General features: G+C 60.7%; 18 protein-coding genes. 14 read left to right on the forward strand and 4 right to left on the reverse strand.

Going from position 1 to position 19074, the window contains the following annotated elements:
* Window positions 1–62: 62 nt before the first annotated feature.
* The 6 genes from PSH69_RS03040 (at window position 63) to PSH69_RS03065 (ending at window position 6722) form a co-directional block, all read left to right on the forward strand.
* The gene (locus tag PSH69_RS03040) at window positions 63–1130 is read left to right on the forward strand and encodes a DUF2333 family protein (protein WP_018928417.1); all 1068 of its coding nucleotides are present in this window, start codon (window positions 63–65) and stop codon (window positions 1128–1130) included.
* A 3-nt stretch (window positions 1131–1133) separates the two neighbouring features.
* Window positions 1134–1691 (forward strand): NUDIX hydrolase, encoded by a 558-nt coding sequence (locus tag PSH69_RS03045; protein ID WP_019582277.1) that lies wholly within the window; start codon window positions 1134–1136, stop codon window positions 1689–1691.
* A gap of 175 nt (window positions 1692–1866) precedes the next feature.
* Window positions 1867–2238: a translation initiation factor Sui1 gene (locus PSH69_RS03050; protein WP_007914613.1), complete on the forward strand. Its 372-nt coding sequence runs from the start codon at window positions 1867–1869 to the stop codon at window positions 2236–2238.
* Between the two features lie 220 nt (window positions 2239–2458).
* On the forward strand, window positions 2459–4372 hold the full coding sequence (speA, locus tag PSH69_RS03055) for an arginine decarboxylase (protein WP_018928415.1): 1914 nt from the start codon (window positions 2459–2461) through the stop codon (window positions 4370–4372).
* 233 nt (window positions 4373–4605) lie between these two features.
* On the forward strand, window positions 4606–5928 hold the full coding sequence (locus PSH69_RS03060; protein ID WP_305411000.1) for a contractile injection system protein, VgrG/Pvc8 family: 1323 nt from the start codon (window positions 4606–4608) through the stop codon (window positions 5926–5928).
* A complete protein-coding gene (locus tag PSH69_RS03065) occupies window positions 5925–6722 on the forward strand; it encodes a DUF4123 domain-containing protein (RefSeq protein ID WP_305411001.1) in 798 nt (265 codons plus the stop codon). The genes PSH69_RS03060 and PSH69_RS03065 overlap by 4 nt, the downstream gene beginning before the upstream one ends.
* Window positions 6723–6745: 23 nt before the next feature.
* Here the strand turns inward: PSH69_RS03065 and PSH69_RS03070 are convergent, their stop codons facing one another.
* Window positions 6746–8086 (reverse strand): MATE family efflux transporter, encoded by a 1341-nt coding sequence (locus PSH69_RS03070; RefSeq protein ID WP_305411002.1) that lies wholly within the window; start codon window positions 8084–8086, stop codon window positions 6746–6748.
* 85 nt (window positions 8087–8171) lie between these two features.
* Complete coding sequence (locus PSH69_RS03075; RefSeq protein WP_305411003.1) at window positions 8172–8465, reverse strand: hypothetical protein; 294 nt, start codon at window positions 8463–8465, stop codon at window positions 8172–8174.
* A 191-nt stretch (window positions 8466–8656) separates the two neighbouring features.
* Here PSH69_RS03075 and PSH69_RS03080 point away from each other — a divergent pair, with 191 nt between their 5' ends.
* The 5 genes from PSH69_RS03080 to PSH69_RS03100 all read left to right on the forward strand — a co-directional run bounded on the left by PSH69_RS03080 (window position 8657) and on the right by PSH69_RS03100 (window position 13248).
* Window positions 8657–8959, forward strand: a complete 303-nt coding sequence (locus PSH69_RS03080; protein ID WP_008011269.1) for a MazG-like family protein — start codon at window positions 8657–8659, stop codon at window positions 8957–8959.
* The gene (locus tag PSH69_RS03085; RefSeq protein WP_019582282.1) at window positions 8959–9708 is read left to right on the forward strand and encodes a methyltransferase domain-containing protein; all 750 of its coding nucleotides are present in this window, start codon (window positions 8959–8961) and stop codon (window positions 9706–9708) included. The genes PSH69_RS03080 and PSH69_RS03085 overlap by 1 nt, the downstream gene beginning before the upstream one ends.
* 12 nt (window positions 9709–9720) lie before the next feature.
* Window positions 9721–10338 carry a DUF4136 domain-containing protein gene (locus PSH69_RS03090; protein WP_305411004.1) on the forward strand — a complete coding sequence of 206 codons (618 nt, stop codon included), beginning with the start codon at window positions 9721–9723 and terminating at the stop codon, window positions 10336–10338.
* A 52-nt stretch (window positions 10339–10390) separates the two neighbouring features.
* Complete coding sequence (locus tag PSH69_RS03095) at window positions 10391–10948, forward strand: DUF4136 domain-containing protein (protein ID WP_305411005.1); 558 nt, start codon at window positions 10391–10393, stop codon at window positions 10946–10948.
* Window positions 10949–11265: 317 nt separating this feature from the next.
* Complete coding sequence (locus PSH69_RS03100; protein WP_305411006.1) at window positions 11266–13248, forward strand: pilus assembly protein TadG-related protein; 1983 nt, start codon at window positions 11266–11268, stop codon at window positions 13246–13248.
* On the opposite strand, the gene PSH69_RS03105 is transcribed toward PSH69_RS03100, so the two are convergent.
* Window positions 13218–15986: an ATP-binding protein gene (locus PSH69_RS03105; RefSeq protein ID WP_305411007.1), complete on the reverse strand. Its 2769-nt coding sequence runs from the start codon at window positions 15984–15986 to the stop codon at window positions 13218–13220. The two genes, PSH69_RS03100 and PSH69_RS03105, sit on opposite strands and share 31 nt — an antisense overlap.
* Window positions 15983–16423 carry a TadE/TadG family type IV pilus assembly protein gene (locus PSH69_RS03110; RefSeq protein WP_305411008.1) on the reverse strand — a complete coding sequence of 147 codons (441 nt, stop codon included), beginning with the start codon at window positions 16421–16423 and terminating at the stop codon, window positions 15983–15985. The genes PSH69_RS03105 and PSH69_RS03110 overlap by 4 nt, the downstream gene beginning before the upstream one ends.
* 75 nt (window positions 16424–16498) lie before the next feature.
* Between PSH69_RS03110 and PSH69_RS03115 the strand changes: the two genes are divergently transcribed.
* From PSH69_RS03115 to PSH69_RS03125, 3 genes are all read left to right on the forward strand, one after another.
* Complete coding sequence (locus PSH69_RS03115) at window positions 16499–16969, forward strand: prepilin peptidase (RefSeq protein WP_018928404.1); 471 nt, start codon at window positions 16499–16501, stop codon at window positions 16967–16969.
* Window positions 16970–17090: 121 nt separating this feature from the next.
* Window positions 17091–17882, forward strand: a complete 792-nt coding sequence (locus PSH69_RS03120) for a response regulator transcription factor (protein WP_305411009.1) — start codon at window positions 17091–17093, stop codon at window positions 17880–17882.
* 769 nt (window positions 17883–18651) lie between these two features.
* Window positions 18652–19026 carry a DUF6124 family protein gene (locus tag PSH69_RS03125; protein ID WP_086944033.1) on the forward strand — a complete coding sequence of 125 codons (375 nt, stop codon included), beginning with the start codon at window positions 18652–18654 and terminating at the stop codon, window positions 19024–19026.
* Window positions 19027–19074: the final 48 nt, after the last annotated feature.

The raw sequence follows: 19074 nt of genomic DNA on the forward strand, positions 1-19074 counted from the left end.
AGGCACGATGGCGTAGGGTTGTAGTCGAACCGATGAACTCAAGTGATTGAAAGGATATCGCCATGCTGGACTGGAAGAACCGCACGGGCAGCGCGCCTGAGCGTGCCGCTGAACCGAAATCAGCCACCCGCAGTTATTTTGGTGGCCTGTTGTTCAGCCGGGCGCTGGCCACTCTGATTTGCCTTTACCTGTTGGTGGCTATCGCGCTGGGCTGGTACTGGAGCCAGGAACCCGCGCTGTTCCCGGTTCAGCAGAATGCCCAGATGGCAGCTGAGAAAGAAGGCAAGCAGATGGTGGTCGGGTACACCACGGTGGAAACCCTCAAGACCGTCGCCGGTACCTTGCTGACCAAACCGGGTGGCTATATTTCCAACGACCGTTTCCCGCCGGGCCTGTGGATGGACAACATGCCGAGCTGGGAATATGGCGTGCTGGTCCAGGTCCGCGACCTGAGCCGTGCGCTGCGTAAAGACTTCGCCCGCTCCCAGTCGCAGTCCGCCGAAGACGCCGACCTGGCCAAGGCCGAGCCGCGCTTCAACTTCGACAACAAGAGCTGGGTACTGCCATCCAGTGAGTCCGAGTATCAGGAAGGCATCAACTCCCTGAGCCGCTATCAGGCACGCCTGTCGGGGCCGGACCAGAAGAGCGCGCTGTTCTACGCCCGCGCCGACAACCTGAACAACTGGCTGGGTGATGTAGGGACTCGTCTGGGTTCGCTGTCGCAACGGCTGTCGGCCAGCGTTGGCCGGGTCAAGCTCAACACCGCGCTGAAAACCGAAGTCCCGGCGCTCGGCCAGGTGCCGCAGGTTGACGAAGAAGTCGTTGAAACCCCGTGGATGCAGATCGATAACGTGTTCTACGAAGCCCGTGGTCAGGCCTGGGCCTTGTCCCATCTGCTGCGCGCCATCGAAGTCGACTTCGCCGATGTGCTGGCGAAGAAAAACGCTACGGTCAGCGTGCGCCAGATCATCCGTGAGCTGGAGGCTTCGCAAGAGCCGGTCTGGAGTCCGATGATCCTCAACGGCAGCGGCTTCGGTGTGCTGGCCAACCACTCGCTGGTCATGGCCAATTACATCTCCCGGGCTAACGCCGCGGTGATCGACTTGCGTCAACTGCTCAATCAGGGCTGAGTCATGGTAGATAGCGCTAAAGAGGCCGCCCACCGCGCGGCCTCCGATGCCGAACAGATCGCCTGGGTCGACGAGCAGGACAACCTGCTCGGCGCCTTGGTGCGCTCCGACCTGCGTGAACGTGGGCTGATCGGGCGCGGCACCTACATCATGCTGTTCAATTCTGCCGGCGAGCTGTGCGTTCACCGGCGCACCCTGAGCAAAGCGATTTATCCCGGTTACTGGGACGTGGCGGCCGGCGGCATGGTGCTGGCCACCGAGACCTACGCCGAATCGGCGGCCCGTGAGCTGGAAGAAGAGCTGGGGGTGAGCGGTGTGGAACTGACCGCCCACGATCACTTTTTCTTCGAGGACACCGGCAATCGGCTTTGGTGTTCGGCGTTTTCGGCGGTGTGGGACGGCCCATTGATCCTGCAGCCGGAAGAGGTGCTGGAAGCGCGCTTTATCCCGATCGATCAGGTCCTGCTGGAAATCCAGCAAAAGCCGTACTGCCCGGACTCTTTGGCAGCCCTGAAGCGCTATCTTCGCGCCCAAGGGGATGACGTCGCAAAAGAGCTGTAAATTGGCGCCGATTGGCTCTTAGCAAGTCGGCTTTTTGCCGTTACACTGCGCGACCTTTTCAAACTGAACCGGCAGTGCCCGGCTCAGTAGCGCTGCCCCTGCCTGAGTGGGGCTTCGCGGTCGATAACCTTGCCCAAGGTTGCGATCAGTCTTTGTCCTCCCAAGAGGATTGCCGGTGGCCAAAAAAGCCGCATCCTTCGCCGCCCTTGGTGGCCTGGTATTTTCCACCGACGCAGGTCGTCATTGCCCGGAATGCAGTAAACCGGTGGATGCCTGCATCTGCAAACAAACCGTTATCCCGGCCGGCGACGGCATCGCTCGCGTGCGTCGCGAAAGCAAGGGCCGTGGCGGCAAGACGGTGACGACCATCACCGGCGTGCCGCTGGCCGAAGACGCGCTCAAGGAACTGGCCACCACGTTGAAGAAACGTTGCGGGACCGGTGGGGCGTTGAAAGACGGGATCATCGAAATCCAGGGCGATCATGTCGAGCTACTCTTGGCTGAGCTGATCAAACACGGTTTCAAAGCGAAGAAGTCCGGCGGCTAGCAGCCTCTGTGAAAACCACCCGCGGCTTGATCCAGTCCTGATTTCATTCTGGTCTGGCGTCGTCTCCATGGTTTTCACAGAGCCTGTTCATGACCGGTTTCTAAACTCACTGCGGTCAGCGAGGTCTACCCCCTCGTTGACGAAACGTCATTTTCATTCTTTAGACTGCGCCGGCCTGAACTCAAGGCGACGCTCTATGACTTCTTTATAGGGGACTTCGATGTCCGTAAGACGCACACGCAAAGACGATGGCAGCCAATGGACAGTTGCGGACAGCCGCAGTGTTTACGGGATTCGCCATTGGGGGGCCGGGTATTTCGCGATCAATGACGCCGGTCGCGTCGAAGTTCGTCCGAACGGCCCGACCAGTTCGCCTATCGACCTGTTCGAGCAAGTCGACCAACTGCGCAAAAGCGGTTTGTCCTTGCCGTTGCTGGTGCGTTTCCCAGACATCCTGCAAGACCGCGTGCGTCAGCTGACCGGTGCGTTTGACGCCAACATCGAGCGCCTGGAATACCAGAGCAAGTACACCGCGCTGTACCCGATCAAGGTCAACCAGCAGGAAGCGGTGATCGAGAACATCATCGCTACCCAGAACGTATCGATCGGTCTGGAAGCCGGCTCCAAGCCTGAGCTGCTGGCGGTATTGGCGTTGGCGCCGAAGGGCGGCACCATTGTCTGCAACGGTTACAAGGACCGTGAGTTCATCCGTCTGGCGCTGATGGGCCAGAAGCTGGGCCACAACGTGTTCATCGTGATCGAGAAAGAATCCGAAGTCGGTCTGGTGATCGAAGAAGCGGCGTCGCTCAAGGTCAAGCCACAGGTCGGCCTGCGTGTGCGTCTGTCGTCCCTGGCGTCGAGCAAGTGGGCAGACACCGGCGGCGAAAAATCCAAGTTCGGCCTGTCGGCGGCGCAACTGCTGTCGGTGGTCGAGCGTTTCCGTGCCGCTGGCCTGGACCAGGGCATTCGCCTGCTGCACTTCCACATGGGGTCGCAGATCGCCAACCTGGCGGACTACCAGCACGGCTTCAAGGAAGCGATTCGTTACTACGGCGAACTGCGCAACCTTGGCCTGCCGGTTGATCACATCGACGTCGGCGGCGGTTTGGGCGTGGACTACGACGGTACTCACTCGCGTAACGCCAGTTCGATCAACTACGACATGGACGATTACGCCGGTGTCGTGGTCGGGATGCTCAAGGAGTTCTGCGACGCGCAGAGTCTGCCGCACCCGAACATCTTCTCTGAAAGCGGCCGCTCCCTGACCGCCCACCACGCGATGCTGGTGGTGCAGGTGACCGACGTCGAGAAACACAACGACGACGTGCCGAAGATCGACAACAAGGAAGAACTGCCGGAAACCGTGCAGTGGCTGGTTGACCTGCTCGGCCCGACCGACATCGAAATGGTCACCGAGACCTACTGGCGCGCCACGCACTACATGAGCGACGTGGCCACCCAGTACGCCGATGGCAAGCTGACCCTGGCGCAAAAAGCCCTGGCCGAGCAATGCTACTTCGCCGTTTGCCGCCGCCTGCACAACTCGCTGAAGGCCCGTCAGCGTTCCCACCGTCAGGTGCTCGACGAACTCAATGACAAACTGGCCGACAAGTACATCTGCAACTTCTCGGTCTTCCAGAGCCTGCCGGACACCTGGGCCATCGGCCAGGTCCTGCCGATCCTGCCGCTGCACCGTCTCGACGAAGAGCCGCTGCGCCGTGCCGTGCTGCAAGATCTGACCTGCGACTCCGACGGCAAGATCAAGCAGTACGTCGACGAGCAGAGCATCGAGACCAGCCTGCCGGTGCACGGTCTGAACGAGGGTGAAGACTACCTGCTGGGGATCTTCCTGGTCGGTGCCTACCAGGAAATTCTTGGCGACATGCACAACCTGTTCGGTGACACCGACTCGGTGAACATCTATCAGAATGCTGACGGCAGCGTTTACCACGCCGGTATCGAAACCCACGACACCATCGAAGACATGCTGCGTTACGTGCACTTGTCGCCGGAAGAGCTGATGACCCACTACCGCGACAAGTGCGCCAGTGCCCGCATCAGCGCCAGCGAGCGCACCCAGTTCCTCGATGCCTTGCGTCTGGGCCTGACCCGTTCGTCTTACCTGTCTTCTTGAAGTAAGGCACCGCGCCCATCAGGTTGTCTGAAATTTCTCCGTAGGTTGCGGAAATTTCAGATGACCTGGTGCGGGGCTTCTCTTTTGTCACGCGAAATAGCCCACATACCGAGCAATCCAAGCGATGTGGTCTTCTTTTCACGTAGGTCATTTCCTAAGTTGTACTTCGGCACTCTACTCGGCCATGTCTCTCAGCGAGAATCCCCGGCCGCCCCTCCTGTAGAGAATCGCCGATGTTCGATTCAGTCAACGAGCCGTCATTTCGTCTGGATATAGCGGGTCTTGCCGACCCCTTTGAGGTCTTGGCCTTTACCGGTAGTGAAGCGATCAGCGAGCCTTTTGCGTTCGACGTGGATCTGCTGAACGATGACCCGACGCTGGACCTTGCAAGCCTGCTGTACCGCTCGGCCTTTTTGCACTTCGGGCCGCAGGGGGAGGGTATTCACGGACAGTTGCTTGGCCTCGTTCAACCCGGCCATGGCAATGAGCCCAGGCTTTGTCGTGTGCGTCTGGGCCCCAGGCTTGCTTGCCTGGCCCAGCGCTTCAATCAGCGAATTTTCAGCGATCGCTCGGTGCCGGACATTCTCGCCCAGGTTCTCAAGGAGCACGGCATTGCCGGCAAGGATCGTCGTTTCGACTTGAGCGGTGATTACCCGTCCCGTGATTTCTGCACGCAGTACCGGGAGTCGGACCTGCAGTTTTTCCAGCGTCTATGCGCCCAGGAGCGGCTTCATTACTACTTCGAGCACCGTACGTGCGGGCATTGTCTGGTCTTGGGCGACGGTCCGGGGCAGTTTCGCCGTGGCGAAGAGAGGGGCTTCGAGGATGAGAGCGAACGACCGGGAGTGCATCAGTTCAAGCTTCATGGTTGCGGGCAGATTGCCGAGGGGCAGACGAACCTGCCGACGCTGCGCAGCGGTCAACTGATGCCGTTGTCCGGTCATCCATATGCGGACTGGAATCGTCTCTGGCTAGTGACCCATGTCGAGCATCAGGGAGGACAACAACCGGATTTTTTGTATCGCAACCAGCTGCGCGTCGTTACGCAGGAGGTGCCTTTCATTGCGGCTCATCCCGTTGTGAAACCCAGGATGCACAGCCTGCAAAGGGGATGGGTAGTCGACGTCGGTGAATCTCGCCCCGATCCTGGCAGATCGGTTGCCGTGCAGTTTGACTGGCTTTATCAGGGCGAAGGCTCAGCTCCCAGCCACTGTTGGTTGCCGTTGTCTGGCGAGCTGGAAAGCGCGGGTGTCCTGCCCTTGAGTGAGGGCACGCAAGTGCTGGTGAGCTTTATCGAAGGTGATCCTGATCAACCCTTGATCAGCGGATTTCTTCCCGGAGCACCGTCCCGCGCAGAGTCAGCCATGGCCGACCGGCTATCCGCCTCGACCACTGAAGCCAGCCGCGCGGTTGATGGTTTATTGGGCTTGCTGCAATCCAGCGAACCCTTGGTACTCCTGTGTCTGCTGCCAGGTGGGGGCAGTTTCAGTCATTGCGCGCAATCCTTATGCACTTGCCGGGCAGCGACGCAGCTTGGCCAGAGCGGTGCGGCATGATTGCCGTTCAGGCGCCCGACTCGCCCCCGCAATGGCTGTTGCTAGATGTACCGGGCGTGCCTCAGGCCGGTGCGATGTTGCGGCAACAGTTTGCTCATGTCCGATGGTTCTGGCTGTTCGAAGGCGCCGAGTTTCATCCGTTGCGTGAGCACGGGCCAGTGTTGGTCGACCTTCGCGAATGCCCGGCACTCGCCGAGCTGTACTCAAGTGAGCCACACACATGGAGCGGGTTGCTGCTGGTCAGCGACGCCTCTTCATCACAGCTGCTGGAGCATTTGCGCCGCATGCTCACCGTCACCTTCAGCCTGCATCACCGGGCCTTGTTGAGTTACTACAACCCTCAAACGGCGAGTTACTTTTTCGATGCCTGCGATGCGCAGGAGCTGAGTCGCTGGCTCGGTCCGATCGATCAGTTACGCTGGTTCGGCGGCACTTGGGCCGATCGGGCCATTGGCTGTCTGGGCTGGCAACAGTTGTTCAATCCACGGCTTGCCGTCAGGCGGCTGGCCATCGAAGAAAACCTCAGCTCGCGTCAACGAGACAGCTTGCAGACCTGCCTGCTGGAGCAGCATGCCTGGCGCTGGAGCCGATCCACCGGCACCGACTACAACAGCTTGTGGGCTCACCTGCAGGAAGGGCTGGCGCTGGGTTTCAGTGAGCGCCCGGTGCTCGATGGCTGGTTATGGCTGCGCTTGCAGCACCCTGACGCCGTGCCGGGGCAGCCGTTATCGGGAACCACCCAGCAGGAGCGTCTCGATAGCCTGCGCAACCTGTGGCAGAACGATCAACCCTGAACGGGTTGAAGGTGTGTCGCTCGTTATCCTTTTAACCAGCCGTCGTTCTTGCGCAAGTACCAGGCGAATGTGCCAAGGGTCAGGCTGCGCAGCATCATGAACAGCAGGAAGGTTATCCACAGTCCATGGTTGCCCAAGCCTTGCAGCATCCAGGCGAAGGGCAGTAGCAGGATCACCGTCAACAGCATGCCGTTGCGCATTTCCCGGGCGCGGGTGGCGCCGATGAACAGGCCGTCGAGCAGGTAACTCCAGACCGCAATCAGCGGCAGCGCGGCGAGGTAAGGCAGATAGATGAAGGCGGTGTCGCGCACGCTCTGGATGTTGGTCTGCATCTGGATGAACAGGTGCCCGGCGAACAGAAACAGCAAGGCAAACCCCAGGCTTGCCACCAGCGACCAGCCGCACGCCACCACCAGTGAGCGGCGCAGGGCATCACGGTCGCGAGCACCGATGGCGTGTCCGCACAGGGCTTCCACGGCGTGGGCCAGACCATCCAGCGCATGGGCGGTCAGCAACAGGCCGTTGAGCAGCAGTGCATTGGCGGCGACCGTGGCGTCGCCCAGTCGTGCACCCTGCACGGTGATCAGGAAGAACACCGACTGCAACGCCAGGCTGCGGATGAAAATGTCGCGGTTGACCGCCAACAATGGGCGCCAGCTCTGCCACAACGCCAGCGCGGCCCAGGCAATATGGCCGGGATAGGCGCGCAGGGCTTTGCGGGTCATGAACAGGCCGATCAGCGCGCCGGTCCACTCGGCGATCACCGAGGCCCGTGCCGCGCCGACCACGCCCCACTCCAGGCCGAGCACAAACCACAGGTTGAGTGCGATGTTGACCAGGTTGGTACTCAGCAGAATCGCCAGCGGAGCCCGGGCATTCTGGGTGCCGAGAAACCAGCCGACCAGCGCATAACTGGCCAGCGCCGCCGGCAGGCCGAACAGCCGTGTGTGGAAAAACTCGCGGGTCAGTTGATCCAGCTCCGCCGACGGTTGCATGAAGTGCAACGCGACCCCGCTCAACGGCACGCCCAACGCCCCCAACAGAATGGCCAGGCCCATGGCCAACAACAGACCTTGCAGCAAAATCTGCCGCAACGCAGCGCCATCCCCACGCCCTGCAGCCTGGGCGGCGAACCCGGTGGAGCCCATGCGCAGAAAGCCCATGGCCCAGGCGAGAAAGGTATACAGACTGGCGCCCACCGCGACGGCGCCGAGCTGATGAGCATAGGGCAGGTGACCGATGACGGTACTGTCGACCAGCGCCACCAGCGGTACGGAAATGTTCGAGAGAATCATCGGGGCGGCGAGCGCCCAGACACGACGATGGGTCGGACGGTCGCGCCAGTCGGCAATCAGGTTGGACATGCAGGCTCCTTGGGGGCGCCTGCATTGTAGCGACGTACTCGGAATCTGCATCGATCCATTGTGGAAGCGAGCCTGTGTGGCAGCCTTAGTGAATGATCCAGCTCAGCAACCACAACCCCAGCAGCAACCAGATAATCCCCATGATGATCGACACGTTCATGAAGGCGCGGATCGCCGCCCACAGCAGCATCAGCCCGAGGATCAACGTGATGATGCTGATGATCGAAGTGTCCATGCCCAATGCCTGGGCCAGCCCATCGACAAAATTTTTGCTGGCGTTGCTCAACAGATTGAACAGGCCACTGAGGGCATCGATGATAAAGCGAATGACTGAACCGATTGCCTGGCCGAGCCATTCGAAAAAGCTTTCTACCTGCATGTGTTCGTCCTGATGGAGTGGTGGCGTGGTTGCCAGATCCGAGCCTTGGGCTATCGATCGTGCTCCCGGGTTCCCGTAGAAGCTGCCGAAGGCTGCGATTTTTTTGAGTATGGCGCAAGTACGCAGGCACAACGCTGCCACTTGCCTTCACCCGCCATCCCCCTGAAGCTATACGCCTTCAGGAGAGCCCGATGAACCTTGTTGAACTGACCGAACGCCTGCACGCCATTCGTGACCGCAATGACTGGCGGCAATTTCACAGCCCGAAAAACCTGGCCATGGCCGCGAGCGTGGAAATGTCCGAGCTGGTGGAAATCTTCCAGTGGCTGACCGAAGACCAGTCGCGCCAGTTGCCGGCGGACAAACTGGCCCATGCCGGGCAGGAAATCGGCGACATCGTGCTGTATTTACTGCTGCTGTGCAGCGAGTTGGGGCTGGACATGAATGAAGTGGTGCGCAGCAAGCTCGCGGACAGCGAACGGCGGTTCAGCTGATGAGCGACCGTCATTTCGATCAGTTGGCAACCCGCTTCGCTGAAAAAATCTACGGTGGCGCCAAAGGGGCGATCCGCCTCGCAGTGCTGCAGGCCGACCTGGCCGAAACCCTGCCGGACCGCCCGTTGCGCGTACTGGACATCGGTGCCGGCCTGGGCCACATGTCGTTGTGGCTGGCCCAGCGCGGTCACCAGGTGACCCTGGCCGAACCCGCCGAGCCGATGCTTGAAGGTGCTCGCCAGCGTTTCGCCGAAGCCGGGCAGACCGCGACATTCATTCAGGCGCCGTGGCAGGAGTTGCTTGGTCAGCTCACCGAACCCTACGACCTGGTGCTGTGTCATGCCGTGCTGGAATGGCTGGCCGAACCCCATGCGATTTTGCCGGTACTGCATCAATTGACGAAGCCGGACGGCTGGTTGTCCCTGGCGTTCTACAACCGCGATGCGCTGATCTACCGTAACCTGCTCAAGGGCCACTTCCGCAAGATGCGCAAGAACGACATGGCCGGCGAGAAGCAGAGCCTGACCCCACAGCAGCCGCTTGATCCACGGGAACTGGCGGCGCAACTTGAGGGGCTGTGGCGGGTCGAAACCCAGAGTGGAGTGCGGGTTTTTCATGACTACATGCCGGTGGAATTCCAGGCCCGCGCCGAACTGCTCGACTTGCTGGAAATGGAACTGGCTCATCGCCGTCACCCAAGCTTCGCCGGGCTTGGGCGCTACTTGCACTGGATCTGTCGGCCGATCTGACCGGAGTGCGCAATGAATAGTCGTTCAGGTTTACTGGCGATCTGTCTCGGGTTGGGGGCCTGTCAGGGCAGCAACCCTTACATCGCGACGTCCAATCCCTTGCCACCGGCACCGCCCCAGGCCGCCGGCACTTTCGACCGCAGCGCCTACCCGGCGGCGCCGCGGGATTTCGGTCGCTACCGCAGCTGGGCCTGGCTCAACGGGCGCCTGCCTGCGGGCACGGCCTGGGCCGATTCGGAGCAGGTGGCCGAAGTCGTCAGCAATGCCCTAGACCAGCGCGGCTTGCGCCCACTGCACGACAACCGCCCGGCGGACCTGTTGGTCAGCGCCGACCTGCATCTGGAAACCCGCTTGCGCCAGGTTCAGGATGATTATGGCTATGGCGGCGGGTATTACGGCGGTGGTTACAACCGCTACGGCACGGGTTACGGCATGTACAACAGCGTGCCGGTCGTCCGTACTTATCAGGTACAGGTTGTGGTGGTGCGGGTCGATCTGTTCGACGCGAGCACCGGTCAACCCGTGTGGAGCGCCAGTGCCGAAACCGGCAGTCAAGGCAACGAGAGCGAACGTGCCGATGCGTTGCGCGCAGCTGTCGAAAAGGCCCTGTCGGCGTATCCTCCCAGTTAGCTTCCTGATCAGGAAGCCCCCGCAGGCGCATGTCTTCTATCGGAGAAAAATCATGTTCCGCCGTCTCGCTTTACTGGCCATGGCCGCGCTGCTCACTGCCTGCGCCGCCAACCAGGTCAATCATGACTTCGATGCCAGCCGCGACTTTGCCGCCTACCGCAGCTGGAGCTGGAAAGAGCCCGCAGTGCAATACCGCCCCGACGACCCACGGATCAAGAGTGACCTGACCGAGCAACGCATCCGCCAGGCCGTTGCCGATCAACTGGATCAGCGTGGCTTGCGTCCGACCGCCGCTGGCGCCAACGCAGACCTGAAGGTGCAGACCTACCTGATCGTTGAAGATCGCCAGCAACAAGTGACCACCTCCTATGGCGGTGGTTATGGTGGTCCATGGAACGGCTATTGGGGCGGGCCGATGTACAACGAAACCCGCAACGTCAGCTACAAGGTGGCGACCATCCAGATCGACCTGCTCGATGGCAAGGACGGCAAACTGGTGTGGCGTGGTAGCGACGAGCAAACCCTCAGCCGCACACCGAAGCCAGAGGACCGCAGCAATACGATACGCGAGACGGTCGGGCGCATATTGGCTAACTATCCACCGCGCTGAACCCTGAACTAACCAACACCACAGCCCCCTGTAGGGCGAGCCTGTGGCGAGGGGGCTTGCCCCCGTTCGGCTGCGAAGCAGTCGTAAAAACAGTCACCACTTTCTAAGTTCAAGATTGTGGTTGCTGGTTTTAGGGGGGGCTTCGCGCCCCAACGGGGGCAAGCCCCCTCGCCACACACGCCCCACAATAAGCCCATTCCCACAGGGAGTTTTTGTTGGTGGGGTGGCTAGTTGCCAGCAATCTGCCAAACCCTTGTCTACACTGCTGTTCATCAATGGAGGTAGCCCTCGGCGGTGCGCCGGCAAAGGAGTGCGCCATGTCTCCCTGCTTGCAGTTTCGTAGCCCGGCCCGGCAACGGGGAGCGATCGGTTTGATGGCGGTGCTGACCCTCGGCATGGCCCTGGTGTTCCTGCTGATCGTGGTCGACAGTGGCCGCTTGTACCTGGAAAAACGCAGCTTGCAGCGGATAGCCGACATGGCCGCACTGGAGGCTGCCACGCGCAACGGTGATTGCGCCGTGGGTGCCAGCGCTACCGCCTATGCCACCGCCAGCGTAAACCGCAACGGCTTCACCCTTCCTGACCCCACGCGCAGCCTGGCGGTAGCCTGTGGCACCTTGAGCCTGGACGCCAACAGTCTTCGGGTTTTTGTGGCTAACCCAAGCAGCAGCGAAGCCATTCGGGTGATCGTCAGTCATTCAGTGCCGCAGAGTTTCGCCGGTGGCGTTGGCGCTCTGTTCGGCGGTGCGCCGGCCGGGGCCACCCTCAACCTGACGGCGACCGCCGTTGCGGGGCTGCCGCCACCGCTGGCATCGCTGACCCTGCGCACCACAGCGCTGAGCATCGATAGCAGCAAGTCGGCCACCCTCAATGCGCTGTTCGGCGGTTTACTCGGCGGCAGTCTGAACGTGTCCGTGGCAGGGTGGGATGGGTTGGTGAACACCAACATCAGCCTGCTGGGTTACCTTGATCGACTGAAGGTCGACCTCGGCCTCAACGCCGCCGGGTATAACCAGGTATTGGGCGCTTCGGTGGCCGTCAGCCAATTGATCCAGACCGCCGTCAATGTGCTGGACCCCGGTGGCACCCTCGGCGCGACGGCGACCATTGTCGGTCTGCAAGCACTCAAGGTGGCCGCGGGCACCACGACGGTGACGCTGGGCAATCTGCTGCACGTCGAGAACGGCAGCAACATGTCAGCGGTAGCGACCAACGTCAGCGTATTCAACCTGATCGAAGGCATCGTGCAACTGGCCAACAAGCAAAACGGTCTGGTGGCAACGGTACCGATCAATCTGGCGGGGCTGGCACAAATCACCGCCCGGGTGCAGGTGCTGGAGCCGCCGCAACTCTCCGCGATCGGCAATCCGAAAAACGCCGCGCTGGATCCGCTGGGGCCCAATCGGATCTACGTGAGAACCGCACAGCTTCGCACGTTGTTGTCGATCGACTTGCCGGCGCTGGACGCCATCGCGGCGCTGGTCAATGCGGCGGCGGACCTGGCAGGGCCGCTGACCAACACCCTCAACGCCTTGCTCAATCTCGACCTGGTGGCGGTGCTCAATTCACTGACCTGTGCCATCGGCGTGCCCTGCCAGACCCCCGACATCATCGTGTTACCAGGGCCGATTCGGCTCGACGTGGCGCTGGACGTCGCCAGTGCCAACAGTTACGTCACGGCCTACAGCTGCGTCAGCAACACCAGCAAAACCCTGACCACCAACACCAGTACATCGCTGGTGAACCTGAAAATCGGTCGGATCGATGCCGCCAGCATGTTCGGCAGCAACACCACACCGCCGGCGGTCACGGTGCAGCCGCTGAAGGTGATCGATATCGGCATCAAAACCTGTCGCAGGTTTTTGTTCGTGCCCATCACCTGCGATCCGCGTGTACCTGGCGTCGGTGGTGGCATCGATGTCGTTGCCGACACCAGTGTGGCGGCGAACACCAACATGCCCCATGTCTACTCCGCACCACCGGCCAACAGCCTGCCGGACATCAACCAGCCGCCGTTTTACTACTCATTTTCCACCAGCAGCATTGTCAGCAACTTGCTCAACACCCCGGTCAACCTTCACGTCGATATGTATGGCCCGTCGGGCAGTCTCGTCGGCGGTCTGGGGGTGATCCTGAGCAGCGTGACCAGTTTGCTGGTCAGCGCAATCAACGGCGTTCTCAACCCGTTGCTCGACAGTCTGATCAACACTGTGCTGATAAGCCTTGGGGTCGACTTGAACAAGGTCGACGTTGGCGCCAACCTCAGTTGTCACTCAGGGCGCGCGTCGCTGGTGATCTGATCGCCCGTGACAATCGGCAGCTCGATACAAAACCGCGCGCCCTCGGCCGCGTTTCTTACGCTCAACCGTCCGCCCATGTTCTCGACGATACCGTAACTCACCGACAACCCGAGCCCGGTGCCGACGCCCACCGGTTTGGTGGTGAAGAATGGCTCGAAAATCCGTTCCAGCAACCGTGGGTCGATGCCGCCGCCGTTGTCCTCGACCCACAGCCGCACCAAATGCTCATCACGTTCGGCATACAGCGAAATCCACGGTTTGAACGCCGGGTCGGCCTCGCGTTTGCTCAGCAGCGCATCCCGTGCATTGACCATCAGGTTGATCAGCACCTGTTCCAGCTGGTCGATGTAACCGCGCACCTGCACATCAAAACCGCTCTCGCTGACCCGCAGCTCGATACCTTTGCCGCGCAGGCCTTCGGACAGCAGCGCCAGTGTGCCCTCGATGGCTTGAGCCGGGTTGAACGGCTGTTGCTCGATCTCCGAACGCCGGCCGAATACCCGCATGTGATCCACCACCTTCGCGGCGCGCTGGACTTGCGCGTCGATGCGGTTGAGCTTGTCGGTCAGGTAATCGATTTGCGCATCGCCATTGCTCAGGCGCTTGAGCACATTGACGATGGCCATGCGCATCACATTCAGCGGTTGATTGATTTCATGGGCCAGCCCGGTGGCCATTTCGCCGAGGGTGGCCATTTTCGCGCTCTGGGTAAGCTGCTGCTGGGCGCGCCTGACCTCGGTGTTGTCGCGGCCCACGGCCTGAATTTCCAGCAAACGGCCCTGGTCGTCGAACACCCCGCGATCCGACCAGACCCACCAGGCATGTTCCCGTCCCGGCAGTTGCAGGTTGATCTCCGCAGTGCTGACCGGGAACTCCGGGCTCAGCCGACTGAGCCGCTGAAGGAACGCTTCGCGCTGTTCCGGCGACATCCAGTTGCCCAGGTTCACCCCCGGCAACTGCTCGGGCTGGCATTCCAGGTAGGTGGCCAGCGGTCGATTGCCAAAGGTCAGCGTCAGGTCGGGGCGGTAGCGGCAGATCATTGCCGGAGAGTCTTCCACCAGGATCCGGTAGCGCTCTTCACTCTGTTTGACTTTCTCGCTGGCCAGGGTCGCCTCGGTGACATCCAGCCACAGGCCTACGGCTTCCACCGGCAGCCCGAGGTCATCGCGCAGCAGTTTGGCTTCGTCGAGCAGCCAGTGGTAATCGCCGCGACTGTCGCGCAGTCGATATCGGGCGCGCACCGAACCCTCGCGCAGCAGTTGCCGGGTACGCTCGAAATAGCTGTCGCGGTCTTCGGGATGGACCCGCTCCACCAGCGCACCGGCGGCGCAATCGTCGAGCGACCAGCCGAGCAATGGCAACAGGCTGTCGCTGAAAAACGTCGGTTGCAGCGCCCCTTCGACATAGCGCTGCACGTAGATCACCGCCGGTGAACTGGCGATCAGGTTGTCCAGCCGGGCATGGGCGGCAGCGGCGTTCTGCTGCTGGTTCTTGATGTCGCTGATATCGAGCATGAAGCCCACCAGCCGGCGGTTTTTACCGATGCCCAATGCCTGGCCTTGCAGTCGATACCAGATTGGCGTTTGCGTCGTGTCGGGGCGATGCAGCCGTACGCACAACAGCAATGGTGCGCCTTCGTCTTGCAAGGATTGCAGGCGAATCGTCAGCTCTTCACGGTCGGCGGGATGAATCTGTTCGAGCCAGTCGTGCAGCGGAAAACGAGTGCTCGCAAGGTTCAGCGTACTGGCGAGCGACGGCGCCAATTGCACCTCGGCGTGGTCGCTGAAGACCTCCCACCAACCGGTACCGAGCAAGGCTTGCAGAGACTCCAGTCGCTCCAGTTGCAGATGGTGTTGATGTTCACGCAAGCGCTCCAGCAGCGGCCCGGCCAGGGCGGCGGTGAGTTGCAACCAGTCGCGCTCGCTCAAGTCGGGGGCACGTTCTTGCACCGGGTAGAAACCACACAGCAACCACGCAACCACGCCCTGGGCATTGCGATACGGCACCGCGAAGCCTTCGGCATTGCCGAAGATGCTTTGCAGGCGTGGATGCTCGCTGGGTGTCAGTTGTTGGGGAACGGAGCCATTCAAACTGTCGAGGCCGGTGCCCAGGCGTTGATGGGTTTCCCACAACCTTGGTGCATCGAAGGCCGCGTACTGCTGGTGAATCAACCAACCCTCGGCCTGTTCATCGAGCAAGGCCATGGCCATGCACGGGATCTGGAAACGCTGGGCCAGACCTTGCAGTTGTTCGGCCAGTACCTCGGGCAGGCGCGTCAGGCTGCACAGGCGCAACTGTTCGCTGACCTGCGCCGCGAGCAACTGGCACTGTTCACGACTGCGCGCTTGTCGACGTTCGAGCAACAGGTCGCCGATGTCGATCAACTGCAACAACCATTCTTCGCCCAACGGCTGCACCCAACCGCGCAGGTGCAGCGGTTGTCCGGCGAGGCTGAAAAAATCCAGGTCCAGGTTTTGTCCCTGCCACTCGGCTGGCGTGCCTTCGACCGACAGGGCGCTATGGGGCATGAGGTAATCGAGCAGGTGCGGTGACTGCGCGTCGGGTATTTGTTGCGCCAGCAGATGCCGCAACGGACCGCTCAGTTGAATCACTCGACCTTCATCATTCAGATGCAGCTGCAAGCCGACACGTTGCACGCTCGCAGGGTCTGGCGTGTTCGGGGTCTGTGGCGGGTGACGATTGAGCAGACGCCCGAAGAGTTTGTCCCCGGAGCTCAAAACTGCAGACTCGATTGGGCCGTGAGGGTCGCCGGCAGATTGGGCACCGAGCCGATTCCCGGCAGCACCAGGAACGGCAGCACTTGATTCAGTTTACTGGTGGGGTAGTTGATGCTGACCGTCAGCACGCCGCCGATGTAGGTGGCGCTGGCGTCGGTGGCCACGTTGAAATTCAGCGCGGCGGGAATCCAGGCCAGCTGCCGGGTCAGTTCGGTGGTCGCGATGTTTCTGACCACCGTGTCGTAATTGGCGGTGCTCGGGTCCAGCGCCACACTGCGACGCACCGCTTCGGCCGTGGACTTATTGAACGATTGCATCAGCAACAGCGGCAGGCTGTAACTGACCAACCCATAAAACACGGCGAAAAAAATCACGAACACCAGAGCGAACTCAATCGCCACGGCACCTTTTTGTTGGCGGGGGAGGCCTGTTTTCATGAGTACGTCTACCCTGACAATTACTGCGTAGTGTCAGCATAGAATCATTCAGCCAAAACGGACGTTTTTTACCGGATGCAGAGCCTTGTCCTACTCATCTGGCTGACGCTTTGCGCAGCACAGGATGCCCGAGAGCGCCACATCGCCAATGGCCTGACCGTTGGCGCAGGTGTGCTGGCGCTTATCTATCTGTTGTGGACAGGGACTACTTGGCTGGGGGCCGAGGCGGTGCAGGGCGGCTGGGCTTTGTTGTTGGCATTGGCCTTCACCTTGCCCGGTTATGCAGTGCGACGCATGGGGGCAGGCGACGTGAAGCTGATGGCGACGCTGGGTCTTGCGACGGACGGTACGCACCTGCTCGGCGGTTTCATCGGCGCCGGGGTGGCCAGTGTGCTCTGGTTGCTGCTGGCGCCAAGACTCTGGCTGCATATGGGGCAGAGGCTTAGAGCGCGTCTTCGTTACCTGGAGCCTGGCGCGTCAAAAAAGCAGCCCTTTGCGCCGTTCGTGCTGGTGGGTGTGCTGCTCACACTGGCCTGGATGCATTAATCGCAGGCGTCCCCTGTTCTATGTACATAGTTGGAAAGTGCGTCTACTTTCAAAACAGTTGTTGTACAGCCTGTGGTGTCGGTGCAGGAGCAGCCAAGCCAGACTTGGCATGGAGTGGCACGTGAACAAGCTTACCTCGGCAGTAAAAGTTCTTGTGGTTGATGATGAGCCGTTGATTGTCGAAGAGCTTTGCGAGTTCATTGAACGCAATGGTTATCGCTGTGTTCCTTGTCGGTCCGGAAATCAGGCGATCGAGCGTTTCAGCGAAGACGAGAATATCGGCCTGGTGCTGTGTGATTTGCAGATGCCTGACATGGATGGCATTCAGCTCGTCCAGGCGCTGCAGCGGTTGTCCGGCAAGCACCGGGCGTTCGAGGCGATCATGCTCACCGGGCATGCGAACAAGCAGGATGTGATCAAGGCCTTGCGTACCGGGTTCGCCGATTACTATCAGAAGCCGATTGATCTGGCTGAGTTGCTCGAAGGTTTACAGCGTCAGGAAGTGGCCTTGCAGGAGCGGCAGAGAAATCTGCAGTTGGGGCATTTGAGTCAGAAGCTGCAGTACCTTTGTGAATCGATCGATGAGCTTTATCAGGATCTGGACAAGGTTCGTCGGGGAGCGTCCCCGGAATCTGTGTCAGGTTCGGTTGAGGGTGTGCTCGGTGAACCGGAGCGGGTGGTGGGGATGCCGGCGGTGTTCAATCAGTTGTCGCCGCGTCAGTTGGAGGTGGCGCAGTTGGTGGGCAAGGGGCAGACCAATTATCAGATTGCCTGTGAGTTGGGGATTACCGAGAACACGGTGAAGCTTTATGTGTCGCAGGTGTTGCGGTTGACGCATATGCATAATCGTACGCAGGTGGCGTTGGCGTTGTCGCCCGGGAATGCCGGGGGGCGGCGGGTTTCTGCGCACTGAGTTTCTGGATCTTTTGATCTTGGCGGCCTTTGGGCCGACCATGTTCTTGTTGACCGGGTACATATCCATTTCTGCGGTAACGGCCACTTAGGGTTCCGCTCTTACAGCGGGTCACTTTTGGCAAACGCCCCAAAAGTAACCAAAAGGTCTCGCCCCGAACGTACGGCCCCTCGCTAAGGCTCGGGGTTCCTTCGCTCCGGTATTCATCTGGGGGCATCGCCCTACGGTTGGCTTCGCTTCAACCTACATGCGATGTGTTCGACTGCGTCGAACGGCGCTGCGCGCCAATCCCCAGATGAACACCGGAACGAGGCCTCCCGAAGGGGCGGGTGGATCAAGATCAAAAGCGGCAGGCGAGCTAACGCTCGGCCTGTTGAGTGGTGAGGGGCGGGTGTACGCCGCTCCATTGTGGGAGCGGGCTTGCTCGCGATGGTGGCCTTACAGGCAACGATGTTTATTGGTCGGTAAAAACGTCAGAACCTTCCCACATGTTTTTCAGGTTGTCCGTCGGAAGTGGAATCTCTAGCCTTTGTCCGTCGCTGACAATTCAGCGTCTGGGCGTCGCGGCCCTTTGATCTGATGCATAATCGCTCCACCTAGCAACAGCACTTTTGTGTCTGTCGTTTCGTGTTATGGCGACTGTGCGCGGGATACCTTCGGGTATGTCGAGTTACTCAGATCTCGGTCCGCGAACCCGCGTACAGTTGCCACCTAAAATTGCGTCGCGGCAATTGGATGTGGCTCCATTTCAAATCTGAGAGGTGTCACCATGTTCAAAGCAACCCCGAATCCCCCTGAAACTGACGACGTTTCGCCCTACGAATCCCTCGATTCGAAAAAACTCAACGAAGCCGCCGAACGCGCGCTTGACCACTACCTAAAACCACCACCCAAACAACCCGAAGGCCGCAAGCCAAGCAGGATGTTTCAGGTCGCCCCGGACATGGACAACGAAAGCCTGCTGGCCCATGTCTGCGAATCCCTGGCCTCGGCCAGCGTCATGACCAGCGACATTGCAGCCTATGTCGACGCCCCGCAGCGGCATACGCTCCTGGCGATTCAGCAGGTGATCATGCTGGCCGAGCTGGCGGTGAACCGGGTGCTGGATAACGTCGACGTACCAAAAGCCGCGCCACACAGCTGACCCCTGGCAGGAGCGGGCCCCTCACCACAGGCTCGCTCCTGCAGGATC

The organism is Pseudomonas sp. FP1740, assembly GCF_030687165.1.
GTDB lineage: Bacteria > Pseudomonadota > Gammaproteobacteria > Pseudomonadales > Pseudomonadaceae > Aquipseudomonas.